Below are 17,985 nucleotides of genomic sequence, written 5' to 3' on the forward strand. Positions count from 1 at the left end.
ATCGCTCAGCCGCCAATCTCGCTTTTCTGTTGATCGCAGTAACCATGTTCTAAAATGGCGCGGTAGCCATCCAAAACGCGTCGAATGTCGCGAGTATCATCTTCGTTTTTAATCGCCCGAACTTCGCTTACCAGGCGCATTGCATTGCCAGAAATGCGTGACCGCCAAAACGCGTATCGCAAATTATCTGGTGCATCGGTTGATCGCAATGCATCCTGCATGAGATCTGCGTCACAGCGCACCATGGCAAGCTCTGCGGCGGCATGGGCGAGGTTTGGTTTTTCGAAGGAGGAGGCTGTCGCCATCATCTCGAGCATCGCCTGATTGATCTGCAAAGCGGTCTTCGGCTTGGTGGATTGATAATGGGTGCCTGCCGATAGCAAGACATCAGCGCGCCCGAAATTGAGTGGATCCGCACGGCGTTTGGCCAGAGATAGCAGAGCGTCAACACCCTTTGCCTCGAGGATTGGTTCAGCCACCTGCCATCCATAATCTGGATAGGTTGGGGCGTCACTGATCTGGCGTTCAAACCGCGATTCCCATTTCTCGATCACCTCTGCCTCGCCTGAAAGTGCGGCGATCTCCAAGAAGGCTGGCGCCAAACGCAGGCGCTTGTCTTCATCGAGAATGAGCGCAGCGCTCCAAGCGGCATCAAGCACACAAGCGGTTTCAGATTGAGCGCACTCAGGCGGCTCCGCAGCTGCCAGCGGCACGCCGAGCGAGATCCCTAAGAAGAATGCCATCAGCCATTTCATACGCAACCGGTACAGCGCGAAGGCTGAACGGAAGCTGAGTAATGGAAAGATTTCAGAGATTTAGCCGCGGCCGCGATAAGGCGCGACGCCGGTGTCGGGAACATAAAGGCCCTCGGGAACGGGGCCGGTTTGCCAGAACACATCAATTGGAATGCCGCCGCGTGGATACCAATAGCCGCTGATCCGTAGCCAGCGTGGATCCAGCAGGGTCGCAATCTCTTTGCCGACGCGCAGTGTGCAGTCTTCATGAAAGCCGCCATGATTACGGAAACTGGTCAGGAAGAGCTTCAAGCTCTTGCTCTCAACCAGCCAATCGCCCGGCGCATAATCGATGACCAAGTGGGCAAAGTCCGGCTGGTTCGTCACGGGGCAAAGCGAGGTGAATTCTGGGGCAACAAAGCGCGCCAGATAAAGCGTATCCGCGTGCGGATTGGGCACACGTTCAAGCTTGGCTTCGTCAGGCGAGGCAGGCGCGCCCGTTTGCTGTCCGAGTTGATCAAGACCGTCATAAATCGACTTGTCAGACATGGTCACCCCGCAATGGTTGGAATGAGGTCAAACCGCATGCCGATATAGAGGAAGTAAGCGGCCAAAAGGACGCCGCCTTCCCAGCGGGCGAGCTTGCGGCCCGTGAAAGCGAAGACGAATAACAAGAACACAGACAGGAAGAGTGCGCCCATATCTGTCCAAGTTACGATGCTTGCGGCCTGACCAAATTGCATCGCCGCAACTTCAAGCGGCACGCCAACTGCACTTGTCTCGATGAGCGTGAACGGGAAGACGATAGCGGAAACGCCGAGAATGCCGAGAATGTTGAACACATTTGAGCCCAGCACATTGCCAAGCGCGACGTCGGCTTTGCCTTTGCGGGCGGCGACGATGGAGGTCACGAGCTCTGGCAGGCTGGTGCCAATCGCGACGATTGAGATGCCGATCACGGTTTCTGAAACGCCGAATAGGCGGGCCGCATCAGAGCCGCCAGAGACCAAGAACCGGGCGCCAATGATGACACCGGCAATGCCGCCAATGGTCATAACGATAGACAGCCAGGTCGGGTCGTCATGTTCAAACTCTTCTGCTTCGCCGCTATGCATGTTGCCAGCGGCGCTGTTTGCCCTGCGATCCAAGATTACAGACACAACGAGATAAACGACCAGCAAAGCGGTAAAGGCGATCCCGGTAGTGCGGGTGAACCCGTCAATCCAAACGATCACCGCGAACAAGACGGTCACCCCAACCATAAAAGCGCCATCTCGCGCTAGGGCCGCTGGATTGGTGGTGATCGCACGGACAAAGGCTGCGGCGCCAATCACCAGCATGATATTGGCGACGTTTGATCCGATCACATTGCCAATCGAAAGGCCTGTGGCGCCTTCGCTAAGCGCTTGCAAGCTGGTCACCAGCTCCGGCAGGCTGGTGCCGAAGCCAACCAATGTCAGGCCGATCACCAATTCGGACATGCCAACTTTGCGCGCAATGCCAACCGACCCCCTGACCAGTGCCTCGCCTCCAATGAATAGGAGAACGAACCCGCCAAGGATCAAGAGGATCATCATCATGGAATATGGCTCCGAAATTCTAGGCTTTGATATGGACGCACTTGCCAAGATGTCCAAGCGGGTAAATGATTTCGCCACGGAGAGATAGTCCTGAGGGAGGTCCGAATGCAGTTTAGATCATGTGTGGCGGCGATGCTGATGGCGTGTGCGCTCCCGGCCTGCGCCGTCAACGTAAACGTCAATGATACGCAATTGATCGGTAGCGAAGCGACCGATGAAACGGCCATCATTGATGTACTCACCCGTCAGCAAGCGGCTTGGAATGCGGGCGACATCGATGCCTTTATGCAGGATTATTGGCAATCTCCTGATCTGCGCTTTGCGTCTGGGGGCACCGTCACAAGAGGCTGGCAAGAAACCCGCGATCGCTATCACACCAATTACTCTAACCGCGCTTTGATGGGGGAACTGACCTTTTCAGGGCTAGAAGTGAACATGCTCAGCGATGATGCGGCTGTGGTGCATGGCGGCTGGGCATTAGCGCGCGGGGACGACAATCCTTCCGGTCTGTTCACGCTCGTGTTCAGAGATATGGATGGCGGTTGGAAAATTGTCAGCGACACAACAACTTCGGCAGATTGACCATGACCTTTCCTCGACTCCGGCAACTCGTATTCGCGTCCTATGATGCCGACGATATTGAGCAGCTGCGCCAAATCCTGGATCTGGGTACAGGGTTCGTTGACCCAGGCGTCAGCGAGTTTGGCCTCACCAATGGCGTATTCGCGCTGGGAGACCAATTTTTGGAAGTGGTCGTCCCGGTTGAGGAAAAGACCGCCGCTGGACGCTTCATCGATCGCAGCCAAGGCCGCGGCGGCTACATGGCGATCTTTCAGACGGACAATCTTGAGCGGGTCAGAGAACACGTCGATGCGAATGGCATTCGCCGCGTCTGGGATGTTGACCTGAAAGATATCTCGGCGACCCATCTGCACCCCGCGGATATTGGCGCGGCAATTGTTTCGATTGATGAGGCGCGGCCTGCAGGGTCTTGGCGTTGGGGCGGACCAAATTGGCAGAGCGCCGTGCGCCCAGGTGCGTTGAAACTTCTGGAAGTGACAGCATCAAATCCGCAAGACTTAGCCGCGCGCTGGGGTGGTGTACTGGGCGTTGCGCCGACATCTGTTGGGCATGGTATTTGGGAGATTGCGCTCCTAGACGGCGCGGTTCGCATTGTGCCGGGCGATCGGGACTATTTAAGCAAATACACGTTGATCCATCCTGACCCGGAGGCCTGTCTGAAACGGGCGCAAAGCACCGGGTTTGCTGTCGACGGATCAAGCTTTCTGTTCGCTGGTGTGCAGGTTGAGATTCTGACAGATTGATCCTCTCGCAAGGGACGCTAAAACGCGAGGGCAGAGAATCGCCCGGCGGCGAGCGCGATAAAGGGTTTCGGTATGAAACAAGGTACGCTTGATCTTGAGACCAGCAATTCGCGCGTGGAATCCTTCATTGAAGGGAAGCTGTTCCGGAATTTCATCACCACATTGATCATCGTCAATGCGATCATCCTCGGCATCCTGACCTATGACCGAATCTTGTCGCCAGAATTTGTGTCTTCGCTCAGTTGGTTCGACCAAGCCGTGACGATTGTGTTTTGTGTCGAAATCGCTCTCAAGCTGTCCGTCTATCGGCTGAATTTCTTCAAGTCCGGGTGGAACTGGTTCGACTTTTTGGTGGTCGGCATTTCTCTTGTTCCCGGCGGGGCGGCCTTCTCGGTGCTGCGCGCGATGCGGGTCTTACGAATTTTGCGGCTGCTGCACATCGTTCCAATGATGCGCCGGATCACTGAAGCTTTGCTCAACGCCCTGCCCGGTATGGGCGCCATCCTCGCCGTGCTTGCGCTGCTAACCTACGTCGGTGCGGTCATGGCGACCAACCTGTTTGGCGACACAGATAATCCAGAAGTGGTGCAATTGTTTGGAGACCTCCCAAGCTCGGCCTATTCCCTGTTCCAAGTTATGACCATGGATGGCTGGCGGTTCGAAGTCGTTCAAAAAGTTGTCGATGACGGCAATCCCTATGCGCCATTCTTCTTTCTGATTTTCATCTTCATTGCCAGTTTCGCGGTCTTGAACTTGTTTATCGCGCTTATCGTCGATGCATTGGCGGCTGAGCAGCGTGCTGCGACCGAAGAGCATCTCGAGGAAATCGAAGAAGAGATGGATGAGGAATTTGGCTCGGCCGACAAAGAGCGCGATGAAATTCTGGTCTTGCTGCAAGAGCTGAAAGCAGAAGTTGCGGAATTGCGGGCCGAAAAGGCAAACCTGCCGCCCAAATAAAAGTGTCCCGCCAGTGCAAGTCTGGCGGGACGATGGGAAGCGTAGGATGGGGGGGACGCAGCGCTTCCCATTTTTAACCGGCTGGCAGCTTAGCTTGCTGGCAGCAGAACCGTATCGATCACATGGATCACGCCGTTTGAGGCGCCGACATCTGCCGCAACAACGGTCGCCGTTGAACCGGGTGCAGTCAGGACAACACCATCAGTTCCATCAACACTCAAATCACCATTCAGTGTGGTCGCTGTGATCTGCTGACCGGCAAGATCCGCTGATTTGACTTTCGAGCCCGCGATCACGTGGAGCTTCAGAACGTCGGCAAGCGCGTCTTTGTTTTCTGGCAGTAGAAGGGTTTCGACGGTACCAGCTGGCAGAGCCGCGAAAGCGTCATCTGTAGGTGCGAATACGGTCAGCGGGCCGTCACCTTTCAGCGCGTCAACCAAGCCAGCAGCCTCGGCCGCCGCGAGTAGAGTCGTGAATGAGCCAGCCGCCGCGGCGGTGTCGACAATGTCTGACTTGGCTTTTGTATATCCTTCACCAGCGACCGCCGTTGTGTAGCTTGCATCAACGCGATGCGTCGCGGTTTTAGAAGAACAGGTGTCGGCGAATGCTGGGGCAGCGAGCAGGCCAGCTGAGATTACGAGAGTAGCGAGTTTCACGGGGAAGCCTCCGTTATGAATAAAGACCCGAACCATTTCGGTGTCATATAAGATACGCTATCGTATATAAAATAGATTATTGATGACTCGAATTTAATGAATCGTATTCAGACCGCTTAAGGGGCGTGTCAGTTTCGCTCATTCACACTTTCCTGAAATACGCGTTATAGGTGTGCTCATGAACTTGTGGCAGCGTCTGATTGAAAGCGGTAAGCGCTTATTTGACGTGGACGTGGTCGATGAGCCCGTCCCGGCTGACCTGGAATGCGCGCCAGATCCGAATGATGTCGGCTTCACCGCGGCTGTTGTCGGCCTTGGCGCGAAAATGGCGAAAGCTGATGGCCGGGTCACCGATGATGAGATCATGGTGTTCTCGCGGGTATTTCAAACCGCGCCTAAGGATGCGGCCGCCGTTCGCCGAGTATTCAACCTCGCCCAACAAACGGTCAAAGGCTATGAGTCTTATGCCCGCAAGATTGGCCGCAAATACGCGGCGCGACCGTGTCTGCTCGAAGGTGTCCTTGATGGTTTGTTTATGATTGCCACGGCCGATGGCGTGGTGACTGAAGATGAGATGACCTATTTGCAGACCGTTGCAACCGCGTTCGGGTTTAGCGAAGCGACGTTTCGGCGGATCAAAGCGGGCCACATGGGGCCAGACCGTAACGACCCTTATCATGTGCTCGGGGTCGCGCATGATGCGGAGTTTGATGAAATCCGGCGCGTCTATCGACGCCTCATGGCTGACAATCACCCAGACCGCGTCATTCAAAATGGCGCCCCGCGCGAGTTTGAACACGCGGCGCATGAGAAAGCTGCAACCATTACGAGCGCCTATGCTCGCATTCGAGCAGAACGCGGTCTCATCGCGGCAAATTGATCAACGGTCATAATCTAAACATTGACGGCACCGCTCTTGCACGCCATCTATTGGCTAACGAGGAAGCTATGACCGCTACACATACTGCGCCTTTCGGATTTCCGAATAATCTCTTCGCGCTGCTGCGCCGAATGGGAAACCTGTGCGTAAAGGGGCTGCTGGCAATCGCGATCGTGATTATGGCTGGCATTCTCGCCGTGGCAACTGCCGCTGCTGGCATTGCGCTGGCAGCTTATGCGCTCATGCTTCGGCTATCTGGCTCCCGGACTGACCGGACGCAGACGCGTTATCAGGAAACGGCAGACAATGGCACGGTTACGCTAGAGGCCAAAAAGACACCGCGCGGCTGGACCGTCGAATAGGGCCTAAGCGGCTTTCTCTGCCAAACCTTCAACAAACAATGTTTGCGTTGGATAAGCGAATTCCAATCCGTGATTCTGCAACTCGCGAAACAGAGCTAGCAAGACGCGTGATCGCGCCGCCATTGAGCGATTAAACTCAGGATGTAGCGAATAGAAGACGAGCTCATAATCGAGCGAGCTCGGTCCGAACGCCGCCATGCCGCAATATTCAAAATCGACCGCCGGCACGTTTTTCACAATCTCGGCAACAATCTCAGGCACCTGGTCTGCAAGCTCCGGATCGGTTTGATAGATCACCCCAAACACAGTTTCGATCCGACGGCGGGACATGCGCTGCATATTGTGGATCTCATAATTCAAGAGATTGGTGTTTGAAATAATCATTTGCTCGCCAGACTTGGCGCGGATGCGAGTGGTCTTGAGGCCAATATCTTCGATGATCCCCCAGCTCTCTCCATAGCGAACTGTGTCGCCAACCTGAAATGGTTTATCGATGACAATCGACAGAGACGAGAACAGGTCCCGGAATGTACCTTGGGCGGCAATACCTATGGCGATACCACCAATACCGAGACCGGCGAGCAGCGCGGTGACATCGGCGCCGACATTGTCGAGAATGAGCAGCAGCGCGACCGACCAGACCGCAACTGAGATAAACCACTTAATGATATTGAATGCGGAGGCGAGCGCCCGTGCATCGCCGCTCGAGCGCGCCACGTTGCGGCGGATAAACGAGACGGCAAATTCCTGTACCCATTCAGCAATCTGCAAGATCGCCGCGAGCACAAAGAAAACTTTGACAATCACTGAGACGGCTTGCGGCAGCCCAAGCATCGCATCTGTCAGCGCGAAGGCGATCATCACCATGAAATAGGTATGGAAGCTTTTCACCACGCGCTGAAGAAGGGCGGTGAAGGAGAACTCATCACTTTGCGGCAGACGGACAATGCCTTTCAGGATCGCCCAACGCGCGCAAATCTGTGCGAAGGTGAGCGACACCACGAGCCCGAGCGCGATCAGGGCTTCAAGTTCGCCAGATCCGATCCAATCGACAAATTCAGTCGCCGCTTCAGTGGCTTGGGCAGTGGTTTCAGTGATCGCTTCAATCGGATCACCGCTCTCATCCGGCGCAGTCTCTTGCATCTGTTGCAAGATTGGGAATGTCATCAAGTGCCAGAAGCTCATTGTCTGCCCTCACGCTCAAGTCCGAGCCGTGACGCTGCGGCGTCGATAACGCGCAGCGTCTCGTCCCACATGTCGAGCGAGCTTAGATCAGAAAGGTGAAAAAACCGTGCGTCTGCGGCGTCATCTCCAGCGATTGGCTCGCCACTGCGCCAAGTGGCGACGAAATCAATCAAAACATAATGGCGTGTGATGAGGTCGCCGCTGCGGTTCTCAAAGATCGCGTCCACCACATCGATCAGATCTAACAACTCAGCGTCGACACCCGTTTCTTCTTTCAACTCGCGCAAGGCAGCGTCGCGGACCGGCTCGCCAGGCTCAACCCGGCCACCGGGCAGAGACCATTCGCCTTGTTTAGGTGGCGTGCCGCGGCGGATCAGCAAAACCTGGTTATCCCGAAAACAAACGACGCCTACGGCCGGAACGGGACGAAGGTCGTGAACAGGAGTGGCAGGGGTTCGCATGGCAGGCAGATTGCACAGATTGTCTTGAAGACCTCGTAAACAGTTTGTGCCAAAGGGGTCGCTAATGATCGAAGGCGCGTGATGGCAAAACAAAAAGACACAGCAATTAGCCTGGCCTTACAGGGCGGCGGGGCTCATGGCGCCTTCACCTGGGGCGTCCTCGATCGCCTTGTCGAAGAGTCTGGGCTGACGATTAAAGCAATCACAGCGACCTCGGCAGGCGCGACCAATGCGGTGGCGTTCGCGGCGGGCCTCACCCAAGGCGGCGCGGATGGCGCAAAAGAGAATCTGGAGCGCTATTGGCGCACTGTCTCGCAAAAGGGCGCGCCCTTTTCGGCTTTCTCTTGGGCCAACTCGCCCTTTACGGCTTTACCGTTCGGACCTTTCCAGGCCGCGATGGCGTTTACCAGCATTGCGAGCCCCTACGAGTTCAATCCCTTCGACATTAATCCTCTGCGCGATGCTTTGGATGAAGCGGTCGATTTCGACGCGGTCCATGCGGCGCCGCTTGATCTCTTTTTATCGGCGACCAATGTCGAAACGGGCCGAGTCAAAGTCTTCCAAGATGGTGAGATCTCGCGCGATGCGGTGCTGGCCTCCGCCTGTTTGCCGCAAACTTTTCGGGCGGTTGAAATCAATGGTCAGGCCTATTGGGATGGCGGCTATCTGGGCAATCCCAGCCTGTTCCCGCTGATCTATGCCAAGGCGCCGCGTGATGTCTTGCTCGTTTTGCTCAACCCGATCTCGCGCCTCGGCGTGCCAAAGCGCGTGCCGGAAATTATGGACCGGCTGAACGAGATCAGCTTTAACGCCTCGCTCATCGGCGAGCTGCGCGCCATCGCTTTTGTTCAGAAGCTTCTCGATGATGGCATGCTGAAAGAGACGATGATGAAGCAGTATCGCCGCCTCACCATTCATGCCCTACGCGGCGGCCAGGTGCTGCGGGACCTCTCACTGCAAACCAAATATGATACGAGTTGGACCTTCCTCACGGATTTACGCGACAAGGGCCGGGCAGAGGCAGAGCGCTGGCTCGGCTCCTGCGCGCATTATCTCGGCAGTGGCGAGTCGAGTGTCGATCTCCAAAAGGAATTCTTGCAGGACTAAGCTGGCTGCAAGAACCAGAGCTTAGCTGCACCGATGCTGCGCTCAGAAACGCAGGTCCAGCCGTCGAGTTCTTGCGTCTCATCCGCAGCGGTTTCGACCACCGCCAAGGCACGTTCGGACAACCAATCGCCCGTTTTGAGCGCCTGTAAACACGGCGTAACCAGCCCTTTCTTGTACGGCGGGTCGATAAAAACCACGTCAAATGGGGCGCCAATCCCTGCCGGGCGCTCGCCCAATTCTGTAGCGCTGCGACGATGAATACGCGTCGCGCCAAACAGGCCCAGCGCTTCAATATTCTGCCGAATGGCGCCGCGTGCGGCATGGGCGGTTTCGACGAAAAGACAATAGCCGGCGCCGCGGGACAGCGCCTCTAATCCGAGCGCGCCGGAGCCCGCAAACAGGTCGATCACACGAGCACCATCCAGCTCCGGCGCCCAGTCGGCATGAGCTAGGATATTGAATAGGCTTTCGCGCGCACGATCAGATGTTGGCCGCGTTGCATCACTCTTTGGCGCCTGGATCGGTCGCCCTTTAAACTGTCCTGCTACGATCCGCATGGCTTGCCTTTAGGCGCTTGCGGCGCGATGGGAAAGAGATGACGTCCATACAAGATCCCATGCAGCGCGCTTTAGAGCTGGCTGAGCAGGCCGCAAAGTTGGGCGAAGTGCCCGTCGGCGCGGTGATCTATGATCCTGAGAGTGACACGATCATTGCCGAAGCGCACAATCAGCCGATTGCTGATCATGACCCAACCGCGCATGCCGAAATCAGAGCTTTGCGGGCGGCGGCGGCGCGCTTGAGCAATTATCGGCTGCCTGGACTACATCTCTATGTGACGCTCGAACCTTGCGCGATGTGTGCCGGAGCGATCAGTTTTGCGCGGATCGAAAAACTGGTCTTCGCGGCTGATGATCCGAAGGGCGGCGCGGTGCTGCACGGCCCAAAATTCTTTGATCAGCCAACCTGCCATTGGCGTCCGGACATTGTCCAAGATCACACCCATGCAGAGGCGTCCGGCGCCCTGCTTCGCGGCTTCTTCAAGGCACGTCGCGGCAAAGCCTGAGTCGGACCTTAACAGGCCGTAAACCTTGAGACACTGAGATAATTTTCTCTGCCGTTGCGCAACATCAGCCCCGAAAAAAGCACCCATTTTCGCCAATCTTTCTGAGATTGAGACGCTGCGAGAAAGACAGCGCGAATTTCTTCTTCTCTATTCGCCCCAGACAAGAAATTGCCTGGAAAGAGGGGTCTCATGGAGAAGTCACTTAAGCGTCATCCGGCGTCACCCGCGGAGTCTGACACCCAGCCATTGGCCGAGTCACCCAAGGCGCCCCTGCGCAATAAATTAATGCTCGCTGCCTCGGCCGGGATCATTGCTTTAGTCGCGCCTGGAGGCTTCTATGGCGTACGCGCCGAGGCGCAAGCTTTGCCGCCGAATGGCTGTATGGATGACAATCCCAACGATCCAACGACCAGCGGCAATGGAAACTTCGACGATGACGAAACCGTCACCTGCGTGCAGGACTACATGCAAGGCGTTATCGATCCGATCGACTCAACCGCAAGCAATGCCAGCGTCATCATCGGCGATGGCACGACCCAGACGCATGTCTCTGCATCGCTGCCAGCGTCGGGTAACCGCCAGACCCCAGCGATCAGCCTGAATGGAGCTGGTCATCAAAGCCTGACCATTAATGCGGGTTCGCAAGTTCAAACGCCCGCAGATGGCACGATTGGTATTCCGTATGGTGGCAATTACGACAATCGCGGCCAGGCTGTTTATCTAAAAACGACCGATGGGAACCTCACCCTCTCCAATAGTGGCGCGATCAAAGCTGGAGACTATGATCCAGACGACCCAAACGCCACCGACAATGCAGTGCGTGCAAATATTGTAGGCGGTAATGGCGATTTGAAGATCACGTCGACGGGGTCGATCACGGGAACGGTCAGTGCTGTGAGTAATAGTACGGGCATAATCGATGTCGATATTGCGAAGCTCGCCCAAGGACCGCTCGTCGTTGACGGTCAAGCCAATGTAAATGGCGTCAAAGTGACCCTGGGCGAAGTATATGGGAATAAGGCTAGGCTTGCCGAGATTATAAATGATGGCCAGACTTTGGACCTGGCCAACAACCCGGCTGCGGGACAAACCTTGGTCACACTTAACGGACCGATCACAAGGCAAAGTGTTTCGAACACGCCTCTTATTGCGGTCAGCAACGGCGCCAATACCACCGATCAAATCATCACCGCTTCGGGTAAAATTACCTCCCTGCCACTTGATATTATGGGGATAACGATTGGTGGTGGCGGAGCGGCGATCGAGTCGCGCCATGATGGCACGGGCAAAACCGACATCACGGTTACCGATATTTCTGCCGTGAAGGGCACCAGCATAGATGCGAAAACCGCCGCCAGCACGTCAGAGCTTAATATCACCGTCAACGGCGCGGTGGAAACAGGACAAGAAAGCATCCTGGCTGCGCATAGCGGTCGGCAAGGCGCCTCGATCACGCTCGGCAAAAATGGCTCGATCATCAGCAATGGCATTACCGACAACTATAGCGCATTCTACGCCTATGATGCGGTCTCGCTAATCACCACGGCGGATGGCGTTGGCTCGACCATCCAGGGCTATGTCGATCAGACGACCGGCAAACTCTATGGCAGTATCTCTGGCTCGGCGAAGGGCATCGAAGAGATCGCCAATAACGGCCCGATCGTGATTCAGAACCTGGCCAATGTCGCCGGCGGTTCAGAGCAGGGCATTTATGCGCGCTCATCCGGCGGCACGATTACGATCCAGAACATAGACAGCGTCACCAGCGAAGGCAGCTGGGCGATTGATGCCGATGCGCGGCAGCGTCAACCAATTCTCGATTCAAACACTAGTGATCCAACCGGCAGTTACACGTATACTGGCGACGGCAATGATATCTCGATCCAGAATGTCGCTATTCCTGAGTTTGATCACGATAATGACGCGACCACGGCAAATATCCGCAGCGCCAATGGCATCCGCGCGATTAGCGGCACGGGCAGCATCAATATCGGCGCCGACGACACCAACCCGAACAGTGCGATTGGCGATATCTTCACCACCGGTACCGGCATCGATGCAAGTAGCGATGGCGGGGCGGTCAATATCCGGGTCGCCGGTGCGATCGAGGCGGGCGTTGTTGGGATTAACAGTAAGAATCGCGGCACAGGCGCCACCACGATTAACGCCGCAGCCATCAGATCCTCCGGCAAAGACGGCCTATATGCCCGCAATTACGCAAATGCCACAGATCTCAGCATCACCACGACGGACCTTGTTGACGCTGCCGACCGGGGCATTTTCGCCTGGAATCAGGGCAGCGGCAAGACGACCATCAACGCGGCTGCGGTCACGACCACATATGGATATGGGATCTATGCCGCCAATACCTCGTCCGGCACAGACATTAGTATCACAGCGACCGGCACAGTCGATGCTGGCGACCATGCTATTTACGCCAAGAATGACGGCGCTGGCGAGACGACGATTACCGCAGGAGCGGTCAATGCCACCAAAGGCATGAATAAGGATGGGATCAAAGTTAATAATGCCGCCTCCACCACAAATCTCACCATCACGGCGAACGGCAATATTAATGCGGGTGGCTCGGGCATCTTCGCCGAGAATAAAGGCGGGACCGGAACGTCTACGATCAAGGCGGCTGGAAACATCACGGCAAAGACAGATGGCATCCACTTAAAACACTATGGCACGGGCGCCGCGACGATTGAAGCTGATGGCGTGCTCAATGGGGGCAGTACGCGCGGCATCTATGGCAAGAATGATGGCGGGTCTGGTCTCGACATTACTTTACGCGGCCGCATCGTCGACGCCGACACCGGGATAGACGCTAAGAATTACACCGGCGATTTGACGATCACGACCGAGGCGCTGCCATTCGATCCTGCTGCCCCACAAACGGCATCGATTGTTTCAGATGAGTTCGATCAAACCCTCCCATACGGAAGCAACACCACAACTGGAATCAAAGCTTTTGGCGGCGACATGAGCGGGGCCATCAATATTACAGCGAATGATCGCATTCGCGTCGGTAAAACCGGCATTGATGTGGAGGCCAATGGTAGCGGGAATGTCACCATTAACGCAAACAAGTCTGTTCAAGCACGGGAAACAGGGCTCGACGTCGAACATAAAGGTGCAGGGTCCATCCTGGTCAATGTCGAGGCCGGCTATTCAATTTCAGGGGGGGCCATCGGTGCGACCCTAGAAACGACGGAGGATGGCGAAACGATTACGCTGTCTGGCGCCAGCAGCGGAGGTGTCGGTTCACGGGGCGTCGGTGCGCTTCTGAAAACCAATAATGGCGATATCACCGTTCAAGACTTAGCGCAGGTGTCTGGAAACGTATTAGCGGGCCTCGTGACGCAATCCGCTGGTGGGAATATTGAGATTCGAAACATTGGGACTGTCAGCGGGGCTGGCGCCCTTGAGAGCCTTCCCCCCGGTGCGCTGGACGATTTTGTTGGAAAAGCGCTCTATGCCAAAAGCGGTGGCGGCAATATCACAATTGAAAATGTGTCTGCCCCTCGGCAGACTTTATATACGGACCCGAATAATCCTCTTTATGGTCCACGCCCAAACTATGCGGGTCTGTATGCCTATAGCGGCGACGGAGACATCAATATGGGCGGGACGATAGAGGGCACCGCAATCGGCGATGTCAGCGCGAAAAACACCGCCATCCGTGCTGAAAGTGACGGCGGATCGATCAATCTCAATCTTGTGGGCGCCGTCGAGTCGACTGCGGCGCGCGGTGTTGATGCTGACAGCGGCGCCGGAAATATCACCATCCGAAGCGCTGGCGACATTACATCGGGCACAACCGGGATTGCTGCACACAGCGAAGGGGGCGTGATTGATATAAACGTCACCGGCGCAATTACAGCGGGATATAAAGGGCTGGAAATCACATCCAAGGGCGCAAGCGCTGGTGCGATCGACGTCACGGTGAACGATGTCACAGGCGCAACTGTCGGTTATTATTCCACGGTGGAGCTCCGTAACGAAGGAACCGAAGCCACAAATCTGACAATAACCGGGGCTGTGGATGGTCAATCGACCAACTCGCATGAACCCACCGTTGAGATCATGACGCGCGCAGGCGCCAATGTTACGATTACCAGTGACGGCTCGGTTTCTGCGACCGCCGGCGGTGCGATCGTATTTGAAGGCGTTGATACGAACCCTCTTCCCAACGTTACGGAACGGGCAATAACCGCAGACACACTGAAGCTCGACGGCTCAGTCTTGGCCGATGTCTTGATGGGCACCGGCAATGACACGTTCAGTTTTGGCGGCACGATTGGCCCAGGCGCGACCGTGTTTGGCGGCGATAATACCGATACGGTCAAAATTACCAGCATGACGGCCAAAACGCTGACCAATTCTGGCGGCACGAATGACTCGATCCAAGAATTTGAGATCATCAATTTCGATGGCGACAATTTCACTTTGGCTGGCACGCATACCGGCTGGAGCAATGCCAATTTCAACACGGGCACGACCATCCTGGCCGAGAACGCCACGCTTGAGGCGGCCACCGGCATGATCGCCATGGGTGCTGTGCTGAATGCTCGAGATGGGTCGTTCTTTACCGGCAATCTCGTCAATGATGGCACGCTGAATATCGGCTCGTCGCCAGGCCGGTTCAATCTCACCGGGAATTTCACCCAAGGCTCGACCGGGGCACTCCCGATTGAATATGATGGCCAGCGCGGCCGTGGCGACTTTTTCGATATCTCCGGAACCGCCTCCCTTGGCGGCACCTTGGAGATCATTATTCTCTCCTTGCCAAACACAGCGACAGATTATGAATTCCTAAACGCGCAAATGGGCGTCACAGGCAAATTCGCAACCATTACAGATAACATGATGGACGTAGACTTTGCGGTCAATGTGAGCGGCAACACAGCGACGATTGTGAACATCCCAGCGGCGCCCGTCTCGCCAACTCCGCCCGGACCAGATCCCACCCCGGATCCTAATCCAGACCCAACGCCGGACCCCGATCCTACGCCCGAGCCCGAGCCCGAGCCAGAGCCCGACCCCGAGCCCGAGCCTGAGCCCGAGCCCGAGCCAACGCCTGAACCTGAACCAAATCCTGACCCTGGTGGCGAAGAACCAGTCGACCCGGTCGAGCCGGCAGAGCCTGAAGAGCCGCTCCTGTCGCCAAAAGAGCTCGCGCCGTCAGCCTTGATGGCCGGCATGTTTGCCAGCGACTTGTTCGCCGACAATCTCATGCAGCGACGCCATAATGGCATGACGAATGGTGATTGGAGCTTCTGGACCACCGGACTGGGCGGCCAATATGATGTCGGCAATTCCGATGACCAATATGGTTGGGATGGCGGCACGTCTGGATTCAGCTTCGGCGCCCAGCACCTGTTTGTGCAGAATGGCATGCCGATCCTGTTTGGTCTGTCGACGGGCTTCACCGAGGCCGATCTCGATAGCGGCTTCTCGCACGGCGAAGTCGATAGCGTGCATCTGGGCGGCTTTGTAAACGCTGAGCTGAACGCGCTCTTCCTCGCCGCTGCAGCCTCTCACGCTTGGCAGGATTATGATCTGCAACGCGTCTTCGTGATGCCAAGCGGCCCGGCCATCGCAGTAGCAGAAACCGAAGGCAAAGCCTCAAGCTTCAAGACCGAAGCCTATTATGACTTGATGTGGTCGGGTGAGGCGCCGCAAGGCGTCGGTTTCGGCCCGCTGATCACCGCAAACTTGACCACCGGCACCTATAACCGGTTCAAAGAGAGCGGGGCAGGGATCTTGAACCTGACCTATGAGGCCGAAACCGCGCAGCAAATCCTGCTCGGGGCCGGCGCGCAAGGCAGCTATATCGCGACCCTGTTTGGCGACATGCAAATCGAAACCGGCGCCAGAGTGCTCTGGGAGAACGTCTCTGGCGACACGGATATTACGGGTGCCGCCAGCTTGGTCGTCCCCGGCGCGGTGTTCCGCCCCGGCTCTGCCAAATTGGACAGCGACCGGGTCGTGGTCGGTGCCGATGCGAAAGTAGAATTCACCGACTCCATATTCGGCCACATCCGCTATGACACCACACGCAGCGACAATTTCACCGAACACGCTGGCTGGGCCGGGGTAACGTTCAGGTTCTAACCCCGCGCGCGATGCAAAAACCAAAAGGCCGCAGAGCAATCCTCTGCGGCCTTTTTGATTGGATGAAAAAGAAATGGTGGGCCCGGAGGGACTTGAACCCCCGACCAGACCGTTATGAGCGGTCCGCTCTAACCAACTGAGCTACAGGCCCATGTTCTCAACATGAACGCTAGCATAAAACGCTAGACTTGTTCTCGTCGCAATGGCTCAATTGAATAGAGACTGCAAGTTTTTCAACAGTCTCAAGGAGGGACCAGATGAAGATAAGATCGAAACGCAATTTGGTGGGCGGATCCATGGTGGCAGCAATGCTTGTGCTTGGGGCCTGCGGCGGCGGACCAGAGGATGTTGGCGGGACGTCACTGACCGGGTCAGATGCTGCGCCCGTGCCGACCGTGACGCCAAATGCTGATCCCATTCAGACAAGCCATCCGAACTCCATCCAGCCCGAGACCACGCTGAGCATTTCAGCGGAAGGCTCGGTCAACCGCGAGCCGGACATCGCCTTCTTGAATGCGGGCGTACAAACCCAGGGCGAAACCGCGCAGACCGCGATGTCGGCCAATGCGACGGCCATGAATGGCGTGTTCGAAGCGCTCGAAGCAGCGAATGTCGACCGCAAGGATATGCAGACTTCGAATTTCTCGCTGCAACCGCAATATGATTATTCGAACCGTCAATCCGGCCAGCCGCCGCGCCTCACCGGGTATCAAGCCTCGAACCAGCTCACGGTACGTGTGCGCGACCTGGACACGTTGGGTGAGACGATGGATGCGCTGGTGAGCGCGGGTGGCAACACGTTTAGCGGCCTCCGCTTTGCGCTTGAAGATGATCGGGCGGCGAAAAATGCGGCCCGCGATATCGCCATGAAAGAAGCGATTGCGCGCGCGGAACTGTATGCGGCGGCGTCTGGCTATGAAGTGGCGCGTGTGGTCACGATCTCTGAGAGTGGCGGCTATAGTCCGCAACCCATGGCGATGATGGCACAGGCGCGCAGTGCGGAAAGTTCGACGCCGATTGCCAGCGGAGAAGTTGGCTATTCGGTCAGTGTGAATGTGACGTTTGAGCTTCGCAAAACCGCGGAATAAGAAAACCCGCCAAATAGGCGGGCTTTCAAACGCTACATTTCTACCCTCAAAACCGGGCGCTGCTTAATAGGCGGCGCTTGGCGTTTTGATCTCATTATGCTCGTCCATCAGCGCGACTTGCGGCTGATGTTGGCGGGCAAGTTCGGCTTCCATTTGGACAAAAGCTGCGATGACGACGCGGTCGCCCAGCGCAAATTTGCGGGCGGCGCCGCCATTGATCCCAATCGTGCGAGAGCCGCGTGGGGCTTCAATCGCATAGGTGGAGATCCGTTCGCCATTGGTAATGTTCCAAATGTCGACACGCTCGTGCGGCAAAATCCCCGCGGCGTCGAGCAAATCCTGGTCGATAGAGACCGATCCTTCATAATATACATCGCACTGCGTCACGGTCGCTGCGTGCAATTTACCTTTCAACATGTTGACCAGCAAAGCTCGCCCTCCCTATCGAAATCTACGTGGCAGGCCCC

17 protein-coding genes and 1 tRNA gene are annotated in these 17,985 nt (G+C 56.4%); 9 read left to right on the top strand and 9 right to left on the bottom strand.

Features of this window, described 5'->3' with window-relative positions; translation table 11 throughout:
- Positions 1-5 precede the first annotated feature (5 nt).
- The 3 genes from MY069_RS10075 to MY069_RS10085 all read right to left on the bottom strand — a co-directional run bounded on the left by MY069_RS10075 (position 6) and on the right by MY069_RS10085 (position 2,314).
- Positions 6-743, bottom strand: coding sequence for a hypothetical protein (locus MY069_RS10075; protein WP_482793652.1), 738 nt, complete (start codon positions 741-743; stop codon positions 6-8).
- Between the two features lie 72 nt (positions 744-815).
- Positions 816-1,283 carry a preQ(1) synthase gene (gene queF / locus MY069_RS10080; RefSeq protein WP_482793653.1) on the bottom strand — a complete coding sequence of 156 codons (468 nt, stop codon included), beginning with the start codon at positions 1,281-1,283 and terminating at the stop codon, positions 816-818.
- A 2-nt stretch (positions 1,284-1,285) separates the two neighbouring features.
- On the bottom strand, positions 1,286-2,314 hold the full coding sequence (locus MY069_RS10085) for a calcium/sodium antiporter (RefSeq protein WP_482793654.1): 1,029 nt from the start codon (positions 2,312-2,314) through the stop codon (positions 1,286-1,288).
- Positions 2,315-2,419: 105 nt separating this feature from the next.
- On the opposite strand from MY069_RS10085, the gene MY069_RS10090 reads away from it, so the two are divergent.
- From MY069_RS10090 to MY069_RS10100, 3 genes are all read left to right on the top strand, one after another.
- Positions 2,420-2,896, top strand: coding sequence for a YybH family protein (locus tag MY069_RS10090; RefSeq protein WP_482793655.1), 477 nt, complete (start codon positions 2,420-2,422; stop codon positions 2,894-2,896).
- A gap of 2 nt (positions 2,897-2,898) precedes the next feature.
- On the top strand, positions 2,899-3,639 hold the full coding sequence (locus MY069_RS10095) for a VOC family protein (RefSeq protein ID WP_482793656.1): 741 nt from the start codon (positions 2,899-2,901) through the stop codon (positions 3,637-3,639).
- 72 nt (positions 3,640-3,711) lie between these two features.
- Entirely contained in the window at positions 3,712-4,596 is an 885-nt protein-coding gene (locus tag MY069_RS10100; protein WP_482793657.1) for an ion transporter, read from the top strand.
- A gap of 89 nt (positions 4,597-4,685) precedes the next feature.
- Here the strand turns inward: MY069_RS10100 and MY069_RS10105 are convergent, their stop codons facing one another.
- Entirely contained in the window at positions 4,686-5,252 is a 567-nt protein-coding gene (locus MY069_RS10105; RefSeq protein WP_482793658.1) for a fasciclin domain-containing protein, read from the bottom strand.
- A gap of 178 nt (positions 5,253-5,430) precedes the next feature.
- On the opposite strand from MY069_RS10105, the gene MY069_RS10110 reads away from it, so the two are divergent.
- Together MY069_RS10110 and MY069_RS10115 are read left to right on the top strand one after the other, a co-directional pair.
- Positions 5,431-6,132 carry a TerB family tellurite resistance protein gene (locus MY069_RS10110; protein ID WP_482793659.1) on the top strand — a complete coding sequence of 234 codons (702 nt, stop codon included), beginning with the start codon at positions 5,431-5,433 and terminating at the stop codon, positions 6,130-6,132.
- Between the two features lie 68 nt (positions 6,133-6,200).
- Positions 6,201-6,494, top strand: coding sequence for a hypothetical protein (locus MY069_RS10115; RefSeq protein ID WP_482793660.1), 294 nt, complete (start codon positions 6,201-6,203; stop codon positions 6,492-6,494).
- Positions 6,495-6,497: 3 nt separating this feature from the next.
- Here the strand turns inward: MY069_RS10115 and MY069_RS10120 are convergent, their stop codons facing one another.
- Together MY069_RS10120 and MY069_RS10125 are read right to left on the bottom strand one after the other, a co-directional pair.
- Positions 6,498-7,679, bottom strand: coding sequence for a mechanosensitive ion channel family protein (locus MY069_RS10120; RefSeq protein ID WP_482793661.1), 1,182 nt, complete (start codon positions 7,677-7,679; stop codon positions 6,498-6,500).
- Positions 7,676-8,140: an NUDIX hydrolase gene (locus tag MY069_RS10125; protein ID WP_482793662.1), complete on the bottom strand. Its 465-nt coding sequence runs from the start codon at positions 8,138-8,140 to the stop codon at positions 7,676-7,678. The genes MY069_RS10120 and MY069_RS10125 overlap by 4 nt, the downstream gene beginning before the upstream one ends.
- Before the next feature lie 81 nt (positions 8,141-8,221).
- Here MY069_RS10125 and MY069_RS10130 point away from each other — a divergent pair, with 81 nt between their 5' ends.
- The gene (locus MY069_RS10130) at positions 8,222-9,247 is read left to right on the top strand and encodes a patatin-like phospholipase family protein (RefSeq protein ID WP_482793663.1); all 1,026 of its coding nucleotides are present in this window, start codon (positions 8,222-8,224) and stop codon (positions 9,245-9,247) included.
- On the opposite strand, the gene rsmD is transcribed toward MY069_RS10130, so the two are convergent.
- Complete coding sequence (gene rsmD / locus MY069_RS10135; RefSeq protein ID WP_482793664.1) at positions 9,244-9,804, bottom strand: 16S rRNA (guanine(966)-N(2))-methyltransferase RsmD; 561 nt, start codon at positions 9,802-9,804, stop codon at positions 9,244-9,246. The genes MY069_RS10130 and rsmD overlap by 4 nt on opposite strands.
- Positions 9,805-9,842: 38 nt before the next feature.
- Here rsmD and MY069_RS10140 point away from each other — a divergent pair, with 38 nt between their 5' ends.
- Together MY069_RS10140 and MY069_RS10145 are read left to right on the top strand one after the other, a co-directional pair.
- Complete coding sequence (locus MY069_RS10140; protein ID WP_482793665.1) at positions 9,843-10,310, top strand: nucleoside deaminase; 468 nt, start codon at positions 9,843-9,845, stop codon at positions 10,308-10,310.
- A gap of 189 nt (positions 10,311-10,499) precedes the next feature.
- Complete coding sequence (locus MY069_RS10145) at positions 10,500-16,430, top strand: autotransporter domain-containing protein (protein WP_482793666.1); 5,931 nt, start codon at positions 10,500-10,502, stop codon at positions 16,428-16,430.
- Between the two features lie 74 nt (positions 16,431-16,504).
- On the opposite strand, the gene MY069_RS10150 is transcribed toward MY069_RS10145, so the two are convergent.
- Positions 16,505-16,581: transfer RNA gene (locus tag MY069_RS10150), tRNA-Ile, on the bottom strand.
- A 106-nt stretch (positions 16,582-16,687) separates the two neighbouring features.
- Here MY069_RS10150 and MY069_RS10155 point away from each other — a divergent pair.
- Positions 16,688-17,518 carry an SIMPL domain-containing protein gene (locus MY069_RS10155; protein WP_482793667.1) on the top strand — a complete coding sequence of 277 codons (831 nt, stop codon included), beginning with the start codon at positions 16,688-16,690 and terminating at the stop codon, positions 17,516-17,518.
- Positions 17,519-17,581: 63 nt separating this feature from the next.
- Here the strand turns inward: MY069_RS10155 and panD are convergent, their stop codons facing one another.
- Positions 17,582-17,947, bottom strand: a complete 366-nt coding sequence (gene panD, locus MY069_RS10160; RefSeq protein ID WP_482793668.1) for an aspartate 1-decarboxylase — start codon at positions 17,945-17,947, stop codon at positions 17,582-17,584.
- Between the last annotated feature and the right edge of the window lie 38 nt (positions 17,948-17,985).

It is taken from the genome of Hyphomonas sp. ske169 (genome assembly GCF_056850855.1).

Coding starts and splice junctions, on each gene's coding strand:
- MY069_RS10100 (WP_482793657.1), top strand. CDS start 3,712: ATGAAACAAGGTACGCTTGATCTTGAGACCAGCAATTCGCGCGTGGAA.
- MY069_RS10090 (WP_482793655.1), top strand. CDS start 2,420: ATGCAGTTTAGATCATGTGTGGCGGCGATGCTGATGGCGTGTGCGCTC.
- MY069_RS10120 (WP_482793661.1), bottom strand. CDS start 7,679: ATGAGCTTCTGGCACTTGATGACATTCCCAATCTTGCAACAGATGCAA.
- MY069_RS10155 (WP_482793667.1), top strand. CDS start 16,688: ATGAAGATAAGATCGAAACGCAATTTGGTGGGCGGATCCATGGTGGCA.
- MY069_RS10125 (WP_482793662.1), bottom strand. CDS start 8,140: ATGCGAACCCCTGCCACTCCTGTTCACGACCTTCGTCCCGTTCCGGCC.
- MY069_RS10095 (WP_482793656.1), top strand. CDS start 2,899: ATGACCTTTCCTCGACTCCGGCAACTCGTATTCGCGTCCTATGATGCC.
- MY069_RS10115 (WP_482793660.1), top strand. CDS start 6,201: ATGACCGCTACACATACTGCGCCTTTCGGATTTCCGAATAATCTCTTC.
- MY069_RS10130 (WP_482793663.1), top strand. CDS start 8,222: ATGGCAAAACAAAAAGACACAGCAATTAGCCTGGCCTTACAGGGCGGC.
- MY069_RS10145 (WP_482793666.1), top strand. CDS start 10,500: ATGGAGAAGTCACTTAAGCGTCATCCGGCGTCACCCGCGGAGTCTGAC.
- MY069_RS10075 (WP_482793652.1), bottom strand. CDS start 743: ATGGCATTCTTCTTAGGGATCTCGCTCGGCGTGCCGCTGGCAGCTGCG.
- MY069_RS10085 (WP_482793654.1), bottom strand. CDS start 2,314: ATGATGATGATCCTCTTGATCCTTGGCGGGTTCGTTCTCCTATTCATT.
- MY069_RS10110 (WP_482793659.1), top strand. CDS start 5,431: ATGAACTTGTGGCAGCGTCTGATTGAAAGCGGTAAGCGCTTATTTGAC.
- MY069_RS10140 (WP_482793665.1), top strand. CDS start 9,843: ATGACGTCCATACAAGATCCCATGCAGCGCGCTTTAGAGCTGGCTGAG.
- queF (WP_482793653.1), bottom strand. CDS start 1,283: ATGTCTGACAAGTCGATTTATGACGGTCTTGATCAACTCGGACAGCAA.
- rsmD (WP_482793664.1), bottom strand. CDS start 9,804: ATGCGGATCGTAGCAGGACAGTTTAAAGGGCGACCGATCCAGGCGCCA.